Annotated in this window: 14 protein-coding genes; 3 read left to right on the top strand and 11 right to left on the bottom strand. The window is 69.1% G+C overall.

The annotated features are described in order from the left end of the window. Nucleotides 1-60: 60 nt before the first annotated feature. The gene (locus ACLBYA_RS10720) at nt 61-750 is read left to right on the top strand and encodes a hypothetical protein (protein ID WP_447709372.1); all 690 of its coding nucleotides are present in this window, start codon (nt 61-63) and stop codon (nt 748-750) included. Nucleotides 751-754: 4 nt separating this feature from the next. Here ACLBYA_RS10720 and ACLBYA_RS10715 read toward each other — a convergent pair whose 3' ends face one another. From ACLBYA_RS10715 to ACLBYA_RS10705, 3 genes are all read right to left on the bottom strand, one after another. Continuing rightward, nucleotides 755-1,441, bottom strand: coding sequence for a hypothetical protein (locus tag ACLBYA_RS10715; protein ID WP_447709371.1), 687 nt, complete (start codon nt 1,439-1,441; stop codon nt 755-757). A gap of 72 nt (nt 1,442-1,513) precedes the next feature. Further along, nucleotides 1,514-2,719, bottom strand: coding sequence for an alpha/beta fold hydrolase (locus tag ACLBYA_RS10710; protein WP_447709370.1), 1,206 nt, complete (start codon nt 2,717-2,719; stop codon nt 1,514-1,516). A 2-nt stretch (nt 2,720-2,721) separates the two neighbouring features. Continuing rightward, entirely contained in the window at nt 2,722-3,096 is a 375-nt protein-coding gene (locus ACLBYA_RS10705) for a hypothetical protein (RefSeq protein ID WP_447709369.1), read from the bottom strand. Between the two features lie 134 nt (nt 3,097-3,230). Here ACLBYA_RS10705 and ACLBYA_RS10700 point away from each other — a divergent pair, with 134 nt between their 5' ends. Then, nucleotides 3,231-3,566: an RNA polymerase-binding protein RbpA gene (locus ACLBYA_RS10700; protein ID WP_030135466.1), complete on the top strand. Its 336-nt coding sequence runs from the start codon at nt 3,231-3,233 to the stop codon at nt 3,564-3,566. Nucleotides 3,567-3,593: 27 nt separating this feature from the next. Here ACLBYA_RS10700 and ACLBYA_RS10695 read toward each other — a convergent pair whose 3' ends face one another. Genes ACLBYA_RS10695 through ACLBYA_RS10675 form a run of 5 tightly spaced genes read right to left on the bottom strand, consistent with a single transcriptional unit; the run spans nt 3,594 to nt 9,536 of the window. Further along, entirely contained in the window at nt 3,594-4,376 is a 783-nt protein-coding gene (locus tag ACLBYA_RS10695; RefSeq protein WP_447709368.1) for a polyprenol monophosphomannose synthase, read from the bottom strand. Next, nucleotides 4,373-6,139 carry an apolipoprotein N-acyltransferase gene (gene lnt, locus ACLBYA_RS10690; RefSeq protein WP_447709367.1) on the bottom strand — a complete coding sequence of 589 codons (1,767 nt, stop codon included), beginning with the start codon at nt 6,137-6,139 and terminating at the stop codon, nt 4,373-4,375. Before lnt ends, ACLBYA_RS10695 begins: the two co-directional genes overlap by 4 nt. Beyond that, a complete protein-coding gene (locus ACLBYA_RS10685; protein WP_447709366.1) occupies nt 6,132-7,736 on the bottom strand; it encodes an amidohydrolase in 1,605 nt (534 codons plus the stop codon). Before ACLBYA_RS10685 ends, lnt begins: the two co-directional genes overlap by 8 nt. Before the next feature lie 12 nt (nt 7,737-7,748). Next, nucleotides 7,749-8,321, bottom strand: coding sequence for an FxsA family protein (locus ACLBYA_RS10680; protein ID WP_447709365.1), 573 nt, complete (start codon nt 8,319-8,321; stop codon nt 7,749-7,751). Between the two features lie 42 nt (nt 8,322-8,363). Beyond that, the gene (locus ACLBYA_RS10675; protein ID WP_447709364.1) at nt 8,364-9,536 is read right to left on the bottom strand and encodes an aromatic ring-hydroxylating oxygenase subunit alpha; all 1,173 of its coding nucleotides are present in this window, start codon (nt 9,534-9,536) and stop codon (nt 8,364-8,366) included. Nucleotides 9,537-9,624: 88 nt separating this feature from the next. Between ACLBYA_RS10675 and ACLBYA_RS10670 the strand changes: the two genes are divergently transcribed. After that, nucleotides 9,625-10,230 (top strand): TetR/AcrR family transcriptional regulator, encoded by a 606-nt coding sequence (locus ACLBYA_RS10670; RefSeq protein ID WP_447709363.1) that lies wholly within the window; start codon nt 9,625-9,627, stop codon nt 10,228-10,230. A 3-nt stretch (nt 10,231-10,233) separates the two neighbouring features. Here the strand turns inward: ACLBYA_RS10670 and ACLBYA_RS10665 are convergent, their stop codons facing one another. Genes ACLBYA_RS10665 through ACLBYA_RS10655 form a run of 3 tightly spaced genes read right to left on the bottom strand, consistent with a single transcriptional unit; the run spans nt 10,234 to nt 11,931 of the window. Further along, on the bottom strand, nt 10,234-10,632 hold the full coding sequence (locus ACLBYA_RS10665; protein WP_447709362.1) for a PPOX class F420-dependent oxidoreductase: 399 nt from the start codon (nt 10,630-10,632) through the stop codon (nt 10,234-10,236). 17 nt (nt 10,633-10,649) lie between these two features. Continuing rightward, nucleotides 10,650-11,546 (bottom strand): formyltetrahydrofolate deformylase, encoded by an 897-nt coding sequence (purU, locus tag ACLBYA_RS10660; RefSeq protein ID WP_447709361.1) that lies wholly within the window; start codon nt 11,544-11,546, stop codon nt 10,650-10,652. A 1-nt stretch (nt 11,547) separates the two neighbouring features. Beyond that, entirely contained in the window at nt 11,548-11,931 is a 384-nt protein-coding gene (locus ACLBYA_RS10655; RefSeq protein WP_447709360.1) for a PPOX class F420-dependent oxidoreductase, read from the bottom strand. Nucleotides 11,932-11,961 lie beyond the last annotated feature (30 nt).

Genomic DNA, 11,961 nt, shown 5'->3' with positions numbered 1-11,961 from the left:
AAAAACCCGCGCGACGCCGTACGTTGCGCCGGTCGCGTCGCTGCCCGCTACCCTGGCCGGATGCGATGGATGCTGGTGGTGGCGACATCGGCGCTGGTCGCGGGGTGTTCCTGGGGACAGGACACCATCCCGGCACGCACACCGCTCTCGGTGCCCGCCAAGACGGCCGACTCAACCCGAGCGGACACCACCACACCGTCGACCACGGCCACCACCACGACGATCTCGGCGACTCCGGTGCCGGGCACCGACGTGGCGGCGGTGATCGCCTGGATCGAAGCCGGGCAACCGGTACCGGCCGCGCAGTTCACCGAGGTCACGCGCGACGGGGCCGCCGGCACGGTCGAGGGCGTGGCCTTCAGCACCGATACCGTCAACTGCATCAGCACCGCGGCCTACCGCGACGGCGCGCTGGCCTGCCTGGTGGACCTCGATAACCCGCCGCCGCGGCCCCCGGATGCGATCTCGGTGTGGAAGGGCAACTGGGTCGACTTCGACGGTGCGAACGTCGAGATCGGTTCGGTGCGCGGTGACCCCGGTCCGTTCCGGGACGGCCGGGGCGCTACCCTGCCTGCCGGGGACACCCTGACCTTCGGCGACTTCCGCTGCCGCGCCGACACCGCGGCCGTGTTGTGTGTCAACTACGCCGACCGATCCGGGGTACGGCTCGCGGCCGACGGTGTCGACGGATTCGGTTGTCTGACCGCGGCCGAGGCCCCACCGGGTATCGGGGTTCGGCTGGCCTGCTGAGGACTCAGAGGCGGAAGTCGCCGTTCACGACGGTCAGTGTCACCACCTGGCCGCCGATATCGGCAGTCCCGGATCCGTTGTCCAACGACAGGATCGGCGAGGCCGGCCCGAGATCACGGATGTTGCGCACTGTGGCGCGGAACTGCTGATCGTCCAGCGTGGCCGGGTCGGGTCCGCCGGTGGCTGCGGGGCGGGCAGTCACCTCGACACCGGTGGCCGAGTCGCCCGGGCGCACCACCCAGGTGGCCCGGGTGCCGTTCAGTTCGCCGGTGTACATGCCGGCCGGCGCGGGCACCGAGGCCGCGGTGAATCGGTAGGAGATCCCGTTCATGGCGAGGTCGCCGACGACGTCATCACCCTCGACCCGGGCGGTCAGGGTGTCGCGGAACTTTCCGTCGGCGGTGATGTTGCCGTCGCTCTGGTCACCGAAGAACCAGGCCTCGTCGTCGACGCCGTTGCAGGCGTAGGCGGCGAACTCGTCACCGTCGACGGCGATGCCGATGGTCATGGTGCGGCCGTCCGCGGCAGGCATGTCGGCGATGTACTTGGCCGATGCCGGAAACGAGGCGGCCGGGGACGCCGGAGTGGCTGTCGCCGTGGGTGTTTGCGGCGCGCCCGAACAGGCCGCCACGGTGCCCAGGGCCAGCGCGGTGGCGACGCCGACGAGCAGCGTGCGCGGGATGTGTCTCATGGGTTCAGCTTGGTCTGCCGCGGTGTCCGCGCGCATGGAGTTTGTATGGAGATTGTGTGGAGAAACCCAGGGTCAGGCGCCGGAGGTGCCCAGGAACGCGGCCAGCTCGGTACGGAACACCTGCCAGGCCGGTTCGCTCTCGGTGAGCAGATGGTTGTTGCTGTGCAGGGCCACCAGCCGGGAATCGGGGATCAGTGTCGCCAGCTCCTCGCCGTAACGCATCGGGACCCGACGGTCGTCGGCGGAATGCATGATCAGTGTCGGACAGGACACCCGCTGGGCTTCGTCGCGCACGTCGATGCGACCGAACTCGTCAAGGAAGCGCACCGCGTTCTCCGGTGAGGTGGTCCGCCGCTGCAGATGGTCGAAGGCCTCCCAGTCCGCGCGCGTGCCGTCGGGCTGGAACTGTGCTGCGAAGACCTGCCGGAAGGCCGGGTCGTCGCGCCCCCACCCGACTCTGGCGAGCTCCAGATCCAGTGCCGCGGCGCGCTTCTCGTCCTCCCCCACGGCCCGCACGGCGCGGCCGCGGGCATAGGCGCCGCACAGCACCAGATGGGTGACCCGGTCGGGATGGCGGGCCGCATAGGCCACAGCCACCGCGCCGCCCTGCGAGACACCGAGCAGCGGGAAACGGTCCAGTCCGAGGGCCTCGACCACCGACTCCAGATCGGTGACCCAGTCATCGAAGGTGAAATCCTCGGCGTCCCAATCGGATAGTCCGCAGCCGCGCTCGTCGTAGCGGATGAAGGTATGTGCGGCGGCGAGGTCGCGCACCCAATGCCGCCACACCGGGCTCTCGATGTCATAACCCAGGTGGGTCATCCAGTTCGCGGCACGGACCAGCGGTGGCCCCTGACCGACTTCCGCGTAGGCCAACCGGACCCCGTCGGCGGCGCGGCAGAACGCGATGTGTTGGCGCGGCGCCGGCGGCACAGGGGGCTGGGCTGCGATGAGCGTGCCGACGAACTGATAGCCACGGCCACGGACGGTGCGGATGAAACGCTGCGATTCACCGTCGTCGCCGAGAGCCCGCCGTGCGGCCTTGATGCGGCTGGTCAGCGCGGCCTCCCCGACGAACCGGCCACCCCAGACCGCGTCGAACAGCTCCTCCTTGCCGACGAACCGGTCGTGATGGGACACCAGCTGGGTCAGCACATCGAAAACCTGCGGTTCGACATGCACCACGGCGCCGTCGCGGCGTAGCTCGTAGCGTTTGGTGTCCAGGACGAACTCGCCAAAACGCCAGACGCCGGGGTTGTCGTGGTCGTCGGCGGGCACCGTCAGCGCCAGCCGTCGGCGGCCTTCGCGGCACGCAGCAGATCCTCGCAGAGCGCCGCGAGCTCGGCTGCTTCGGCGCCTTCGGCCACGGCGGTGTTCACATCCTCGGCGGCACAGCGCAGCTGGAACAACCGGTCGGACAGGTCGGCCGCCTCGTCGGCACTGAGCACCACCGCGTCCGGTGCCACCGAGGTGCCTTTGACCTGTGCGCGCTGTTCGTAGGCGCGCTGGCGACACGATTGCCGGCAATATTGGCGGCGGCGGCCCATACCGGCGTCGGGCACCTCCCGGCCACACCAGCGGCACGGCTGGGACCGGCGCCGTCGCGCAGCGGAACGACCCGGCGATGCCGAAGTCCCCGGCGTAGCGGATGTCACGGGCCGACTGTAGACGGCCTGGCCGGGGTATCCCAGTATCTGCCGTATCCTGGTCAGTTGAGTCCGGGAACTATGTGCGCATCCGCTGCGTTGATCCTCCGGACGAAAATGCGCGTGTTGAAGGAGAGTTGACGATGGCTGATCGTGTCCTGAGAGGCAGCCGCCTCGGTGCCGTGAGCTACGAAACCGATCGCAACCATGATCTGGCGCCACGCCAGGTCGCGCGCTACCGCACCGACAACGGCGAGGAATTCGAGGTTCCGTTCGCCGACGATGCCGAGATCCCGGGCACCTGGCCGTGCAAGAACGGCATGGAAGGCACCCTGATCGACGGTGACGTCCCGGAGCCCAAGAAGGTCAAGCCGCCCCGTACCCACTGGGACATGCTGCTTGAGCGTCGGTCGGTGGAAGAGCTCGAAGAGCTGCTCAAGGAGCGGCTCGACATCATCAAGACCAAGCGCCGCGGGTAATCCCCCGCCGCCGGGCCGGCGCAGCTCCTAGAGCTGTGCCGGCCTGCTGGCGACACCACGGGCGCGGTCGACCCGACCGCGCAGACCCCATTCGGCGACCTTGAACATCGCCTCGCGGATATTCGAACCGCTCATCTTGGAGACACCGAGTTCACGCTCGGAGAAGGTGATGGGCACCTCGACCACGGTGAAGCCGGCGTTGATGGCCCGCCAGGTCAGGTCGATCTGGAAGCAGTAGCCCTTCGAGTCCACGGCGGACAGGTCGATCTTCTCCAGCACCTCGCGCCGGTAGGCCCGGTAGCCGGCGGTGATGTCCTTGATGCCCACACCGAGCAGCACCCTGGCATAGGTGTTGGCGGTCTTGGACAGGGCGAACCGACGCCGCGGCCAGTTGCGGATCGCACCGCCGGGCACGTAGCGCGAACCGATCACCACATCGGCGCCGTCATCGACGGCGGCAAGCAGCCGATGCAGCTCCTCGGGCGCATGGCTGCCGTCGGCGTCCATCTCGACCAGGACCGAGTACTCCCGGCCCAGGCCCCACGCGAAACCGGCCAGGTACGCCGCACCCAGCCCGTCCTTGCTGACCCGGTGCATGACGTGCACCCGGTCGGGGTCGGCCAACGACAATTCGTCGGCGAGCTGCCCGGTGCCGTCCGGGCTGCCGTCGTCGACGATGAGGATGTGGACCTGCGGGGTGGCCGCGTGCACCCGGCCGACGATCAGCGGCAGGTTGTCGCGTTCGTTGTACGTGGGGATGATCACCAGCGTCCGCCGGCTGGGAGCCCCCGGATCACCAATCGAGGTCATACTGTCTTCGCGTCCTCACTGCCCAGGTCGGGCCGATCCTCGGTGCGCGCGGCGGAGTGCCGTCGACGCACGAACCTCCCATTGTGCAGCATGGCGGCCACCACAGCCGCAAGGCCGAGACCCACCAGCACCGCCTGCACCACGGGTCCCCACTCGGTGGCGAACGTCAGGTTGGAGCGCAGCTTCACGGCGGTGTCCAGGTAGGCCGGCTGGAACCAATCGGTGCGCGCGAGCTCACGACCGTCCGGCGCAATCACCGCGCTGATGCCGGTCGTTCCGGCCACCACCACGTAGCGATCGTGCTCGACGGCCCGCAGCCGGGCGAAGGCCAGCTGCTGCACACTCATCGTCTCGTCGAAGGTCGCGTTGTTGCTGGGAATGGCCAGCAGCTGGGCGCCGCTGAGAACCGACTCGCGCACCGCCCGGTCGAAGATCACCTCCCAGCAGGTGGCCACCCCGATCGGGATACCGGCGGCCTGCACCACACCGTTGTCGTGGCCGGGGACGAAATAGCCCGCCCGCGCGGCGTAGGACGAGAACTTGCTGAAGAAGTCGCGCCAGGGCAGGTATTCCCCGAATGGCTGCACGATGCGTTTGTCGTGGCGGTCCTGCGGTCCGTTCTCGGAATCCCAGACCAGCACTGAGTTGTTGGTGACCGGGAGATCGCGGGTGTACTCCGGGGCGGCCAACACGGTGCCCACCAGAATCGGCACCCCGATGGCGCGGGCGGCCTCATCGATCTGGGCGGCCGCGTCGGTGTTACGCAGCGGGTCGATATCCGAGGAGTTCTCCGGCCAGATCACCACCATGGGCTGCGGTGCCCGGCCGGCCCGCACATCGTCGGCCAACCGCAGTGTCTGCTGGACATGGTTGTCCAGCACCGCCCGGCGCTGAGCGTTGAAATCCAGGCCGAGTCGCGGCACGTTGCCCTGGACCGCGGCGACGGTGACGGCGGGATGCTCACCGGCTCCCGCACCGGACTGACGCACCCCGGGCCACACCAGGGCGGTGGCCAGCAGCACCAGGCAGATCAGCATGCCGGGCAGGACGGCCTCCGGGCGGGCGGCATCCGAGCTGGCGTGCGGGTGGCTGCGCCGCCACCACAGCACGATCTCCAACGTCAGTGCGGTCAGGCTGAACCCGATCAGCGCGGTGGCCACCGATACCAGCGGGGCGCCGCCGAGCTGGGCCAGTGGCAGCAGTGGCCCCTCGGTCTGTCCGAAGCCGAGGACGCCCCACGGGAAACCTCCGAACGGCACGCTGGACTTCAGCCATTCCTGGACCGCCCATTCCGCGGCGAACCACACCGGCCATCCCGGCAGCGCGCGCACGTGCACGGCCACCAGCCCGAACAGTGCCGGGAACAGGGCCTGCAGCAGCGCCAGCGCCAGCCACGGGCCGGTGCCGACGAACAGACCGATCCACGGCAGCAGCGGCAGGTTGAATGCGAGCCCGAACAGCAGGCCGTAGCCGAAGCCCCCGGCGCGGGTGGTCTGCTGTCGGGTGAGCACCCAGCCGAGCAACGCCAGCGCCGGGAACGCGGCCCACCACCAGCCCAGCGGCGGGAAGGTCGAATACAGCAGCCAGCCGCCCGCCACAGAGGCGATCAGCCGGGTCAGGCGGATGGTCAGGGCCCGGCGGGCCGCGACGAAGAACCGGGCGCCGCGGCCCGGTTCGGCCGGTGTCTCCTCGACCGGCTCGTCGGCCGACGGCTCGTGTTCGGCCGCGTCGGTGTCGGCGCCGGTGTCGCTGGGATCAGCCATGGAGCACCGCGCCCCGGTGCACCGTGCGCAGGCAGCGCGGCAACTCGGTGTCGGCGTCCAGTCGAGGCAGGGCGGGGACCCGCGACCGCGGGTCGGTCGACCAGCGCGCGGCGGCATCGGTGGCCGAGGTGCTGACCTCGAGCGGCCCGGTGTCCCAGATGGCATAGGAGGCGGGCGCGCCGGGCACCAGGGTTCCGGTGGCACCGTCGCGGATTCCGCCGGCCCGCCACGCGCCGCGGGTGGCCGCGGAGAACGCCGCCCGCGCCGATATCCCACTACCCGGGGTGCGGTGGTGCACGGCGGCGCGGACCGTCGCCCACGGATTCAATCCGGTCACCGGGCTGTCGGAGCCGAAGGCGAGGGGCACGCCTTGGGATGCTAACAGCGCGAACGGATTCAGCAACGCCGCCCGGTCGGCGCCCAGCCGTTGTGCGTACATCCCGTCCGGACCGCCCCACAGGTCGTCGAAATTGGGCTGCATGCTCCCGATCACACCCCAACGGCCCAGGTCGGCAGCCTGCTCGGCGGTGACCATCTCCAGGTGCTCCAGCCGGTGCCCGCACCGCGCCACGGCCGGCCCGCCGAACCGGTCGACCACAGCTCGCAACGCTTCGATGACGGCGGCGACGGCGGCGTCCCCGATGACGTGGAACCCCGCGGTGATACCCGCTTCGGTGCACGCGTGCACGTGCGCGGTGATCTGCTCGGTGTCCAGATAGCTGTTGCCGCAAGTGTGTTCGGCATCGGCATACGGGCTGTGCAGCGAGGCCGTGCGTGAGCCGAGCGCGCCGTCGACGAACAGATCCCCCGCCAGTCCGGCGGCCCCGGTGGCCTCGACGAGTGCCCGCGCCGCGGCGGCGCTCTCGACGGCCTCACCCCAGTAGCCGGTGATCTGCACGCCGTGGTCCAGCGCCTGCACCGCATGCCAGTCGTCGAGGCCGCCGATATCGGGCCCACCGCACTCGTGGACCGCGACGATGCCGTACGCGGCGGCGGTGTCCAATGCGGCGATCTGGGCGGTGTGCCGCTGCGCAGCCGTCAACAGCTCCCGGGCGGCGGCGCGGGCCAGGTGATGGGCATCGGCGGTCAGCGGGCGTTGGGGATCGAATCCCGCGGCGGTGGCCAGTCCGGGGGTGGCGGCGCGCAGACCGGTCGAGGCGGCCGCGGAGTGCACATCGATGCGGCTGAGGTAGGCGGGCCGGCCGCCGAGCACGCCGTCGAGGTCGGCGGTACTGGGCGGCGTGCGATCCGGCCAGGACGACTCGTCCCACCCGGAGCCCCAGACGATGCCGTCCGGGTGGGTGCCCGCGAATTCGGCGATCAGTGCCAGGCAGTGCTCCCGCGAGGTCGCGGAGCGCAGATCAAGCCCGGTCAGGCTCAGCCCGGTCGCGGTGAGGTGCACATGACTGTCGACGAACGCCGGTGCCACGAACGTCCCGGCGAGGTCGACCACCTCGGCGTCGGGAAACTCGGATCGAGCGGTGTCGTCGGTGCCCAGCCAGACCACGGCGGAGTCCGGGCCGTCACTGAATGCGATGGCGGTGGCGTCGGGGGCAGCCGGGCTGTGCACCCGCCCGTTGATCAACAGAGTCGTCACGAGGGTGACACGTTAATCGGGGCGGATGACGCGATGCTCCAGTGCGGTCGGATCAGGGCTTCCGGGCCCGGGTGTGCGGTCGGTGTGCGGGGCGCCCGGAGTGTCCTGGAAATCGTGTACGTCGATCACTTCGCCGTCGACGTAGTCACCGGTCGGGCCGTAGTCACCGGTCGGCCGCTGCGCTGCGGCCGGTCCGTAACCGGCCGGGTAGGTCATCACCAGCGGGGTGGCGGCCAGTCGGCGGCCGACCAGCGCCGTCGCGACCGGGCGGGCGACCCGCCGGGTGGGTGGCAGCAGCAGCAACGCGCCGAGCAGCGAGCTGGCCAGGCCCGGGATCACGACCAGGACCGCGCCGAGGGCGACCAGGGCGCTGTCGGTGGCCAGTTCCGAGGATGCCGAGCGTGAGTTCAGCGCGGACTGCAACCGGGCCAGGTGGCGGGCGATCTGCGAGCCGGCCAGCGCGAGGCCCACCACGAAGGTGGCCATGATCGCCAGGATGGTCCAACCGAACCCGATGGTCGAGACCAGCGCGACCACCACCGCCAGCTCGACGAGGAGGTAGACACCGAACATCCGCATTGCCATGTCCGAACAACGTGCGGGAACCCGCTCGGGTTCCGCACGCCGCTACTGCAGCGCGACGCCGAGTTCGGCGGCGAACACCTTGATCATGTGTTGGACGCCGATCTCGTTGCGGCCGATGATCATGTGATCGTGCTGGCCGTGCCGAACGCCCTCGCCGCACTGCGGCAGCATCGCAAAATCCTCGTCGCGCACGGCGGCGTGTACACCCTCGTAGATCAGGTCGTAGTTCGCCCGCATCTCGTCGTTCTCGGCCGGTACCCGGCCCATCCAGCTGTGCCGCACCGTGCACCGGGTGGGTTCACCGGCGGGCAGCATGTCGATGATCTCGACGCCGACCGGGCTGTTGGCCAGGATCAGGTTCGGGTAGATCCAGTAGATGACGCCCATGTTCATCTGCGGATCCCAGGATCCGCTCGGATCGTCGGCGAGTCCGTGAATCCAGTTGAACGGGAAGCCGATTCGGTGGTGTCTACCGAACTCGTCATAGACCCCGGTATTGGGCAGGGTGTTCTGCCCGATGACGCTCTCACCGTGCACGAACGGGAAGTGATACCCCTCGGCGAAGGCCTCCAGCGCACCCTTCCAGGACACCTGCGACTCGAACTCCTTGTCGGCGTGATAGCCGTAGGACGCGTAGTCCAGCAGGGCGAGTTCGGGGCCCAGCGGCCCGAGGTGGGCGTCGACGTCGATGGTGGCATCGGCGCTGAGCACCGCCCAGATGAAACCGTGTCGTTCCTGGCTGGGCAATTCGACCAGGCCGTAGTCGGCCTTGTTCATCGAGTCGAAGCCGGCCTGCCCGGGCACCGCGAACAGCTCGCCGGTGTTCCTGTACGTCCAGGCGTGGTACGGACAGACGAACCGCGATGCGTTTCCGGATCCGCAGGCCGGGATGGCGCCACGGTGCCGGCAGTAGTTGAGCAGGACGTGACTGTGCCCGTGCCGATCGCGGGTGACCAGCAGCGAGTCACCGAGCACCGTGCGCACCACGTAGTCATTCGCGCCGGGCAGTTGCGCGGACGGCACGATCGCCAGCGGCACCCGGCGCAGGATCTGAGACTCCTCGATCTCGGTGATCTTGGGGTCGCGGTAGTAGTGCAACGGCACCCGCAATTCGCGATCGGCCATGTCGGTGGTCTTGGCGCTGGCATGTGCCAGTGCGCGTCTGGTCAGTTCCTCGTCCCGGTTGCTGACCGGTTTGCCGATTGTCGCCGTCATGATTCAGAACATACATCAACGATCAAATGTATGTTCTGAATTTGACGTGGGGGCCCCGCGGATCGGGCCGGGATGGCACGATGACCCGATGCGCAGGCACGGCTGGGGCGGTGACATACCGACCGATGATGATGAGGCGGCCCGACGCATCATCGAAGCGGCGCGCGCATCCATCGACCTGCGGGGCGCGGTGAGCATCTCCGATGTCGCCACCGCACTCGGTGTCACCCGACAGACGGTGTACCGCTATTTCGCCACCCAGGAGGCGCTGCTGCAGGCCACCGCGATGGCCTCGGTCGGTGGATTCCTGAACCAGCTCGCCACGGATCTGCACGCCATCGACGACCCCACCACCGCGGTTGTCGAGGGCATCGCCTACACGTTGGAACGGTTACCGCACGACCGGTACCTCGGACTGGTCATGCAGCCCGGCCGGGCCAGCGCCTTCGCCGTCGGCGTCACCGCGGCAACGGCGATCGCCTTCGGCCGATCGATCCTGGAGCGCTTCGATGTCGACTGGGCGGCAGCGGGTTTCACCGGTGACGGCTTCGACGAGCTGGTCGAGTTCATGCTGCGCATCCTGCAGTCGTTCATCCTGGATCCGGACGGGGCGAGCCGTCGCGGGCCGGAGTTGCGGGCGTTTCTGCACCGCTGGGTGGCGCCGGCAGTGGTCGCGGCCACCGCCGACGCCTGAGTGTTATGGGGTCGCGACGTCCACCGGGCTGACCTCGATGGCGGCGTGCACCTTGTCCACCCCACCGCGGATCAGCGCCTGCGGGATCCACCACCACGCGTGCCACCAATACCGCCGGGTCACCATGTCGAACACCCGCCGGGTATCGGACTTGGGCAGATTGCGGGCCACCGCCTCGACCGGCTCACCCTTGACCTTGCCCAGCACCCCGCATTTCTGGATCGTGACCCGCGGCGTGTTGTTGATCCGCTTGGTCTTCCAGCTACCGTCGTCGGTGCTGATGAGCAACTTGCCCTCATGCGGCACCGCCCACACCGGGGTGGGTTTGGGCCGACCGTCCTTGGTGAACGTGGTCAGCAGCAGGTACTTCTCGCGGTAGACGTCTTCGAACGTGGGAGCCATGTGGTCAGTTCACCATGTCAGAAGATGACCGTCTCATTGGCGTGGCGGACGATCCGGTCCTGGCAGTGCCACAGCACCGCCCGCGAGAGCACCGCCCGCTCCACGTCGGCGCCGAGGCGTACCAGGTCCTCGACGGTGTGCGTGTGGTCGACGCGCACCACGTCCTGCTCGATGATCGGGCCCTCGTCCAGGTTCTCGGTGACGTAGTGCGCCGTGGCGCCGACCAGTTTCACACCGCGTTCCTTGGCTCGCCGGTAGGTGTTGGCGCCGATGAAGGCGGGCAGGAAGGAGTGATGGATGTTGATCAGCGGGCAGCCGACCGCGTCCAGGAATTCTGGGGTGACGATCTGCATGTACCGGGCCAGCACCACCAGGTCGACATTGCCGCGCAGCAGTTCCAGCTGACGGGCCTCGGCCGCCGCGCGGGTGTCCCGGGTGGCCGGGATGTGCACAAACGGCACCCCGAACGGCCGCACCTGTTCGGCCAGGTCGGGATGGTTGGCGATCACCATCGCCACCGTCATGTCCAACTCACCGCGGCGGTTGCGCCACAGCAGATCGAGCAGGCAGTGGTCGGCGGTCGAGGCCAGGATGGCCACCCGTTTCGGCTTGGCGGCGTCGGTGAACCGGAAGTCGATATCGAACGCCGGCGCGATGCGGGTCGCGAACTCGCTCTCCAGTTCCGGACCGGCGGCGGCCAGGCCCGGCAGGTGGAACACCGTGCGCTGCAGGAAGGTTCCGTCCTCGGGCTGGGTGGAATGTTGATCCAGCGCGATGATGTTGGCACCGGCCTCGGTGAGGAAGGTCGTGACCGCGGCGATGATGCCGCTGTGGTCCGGGCAGCGCAGCAGCAGCCGGCCGATGTCCTTGTGGCGGACGGCTTTCGGCGATCCGGCGGGATGGCTTCCGGTCATCTCAGGCGGCCGCGCGCAGCTCCAGCGCGAGGTTGTTCTGCATCCCACCGCGCAGCTTGGAGAACAGGTTGAACAGCTTGCCGAACAGGCCGTACCGCTTGCCGATACCGTCGTAGGTGCGGCGCAGCGCATCCTCGTCGAGGAGGGCGGCCCGGGCCTCGACGGCCTCGCTCTTGGGATTGCCGCGCCGGTCGCAGACCGCGACCGTGACCCGGGGGGTGTTGCGGATCCGCTTGACCTTCCAGGCCTTCGCCTGGGTCAGTACCAGCAGCCGGTCGGCCTCCGGTACCGCCCACACCGCGGTCGGCTTGGGCCGCCCGTCCTTGGTGAACGTGGTCAGCAGGATGTAGTCGGCCTTGGCGACATCGGCGAAGGTGAGAGCCATGCCGTGAATCCTAGTGTCATGGGCCGTCGC

The organism is Mycobacterium sp. C31M (assembly GCF_053345865.1).
This window is presented reverse-complemented; position numbering and strand designations above follow the sequence as displayed.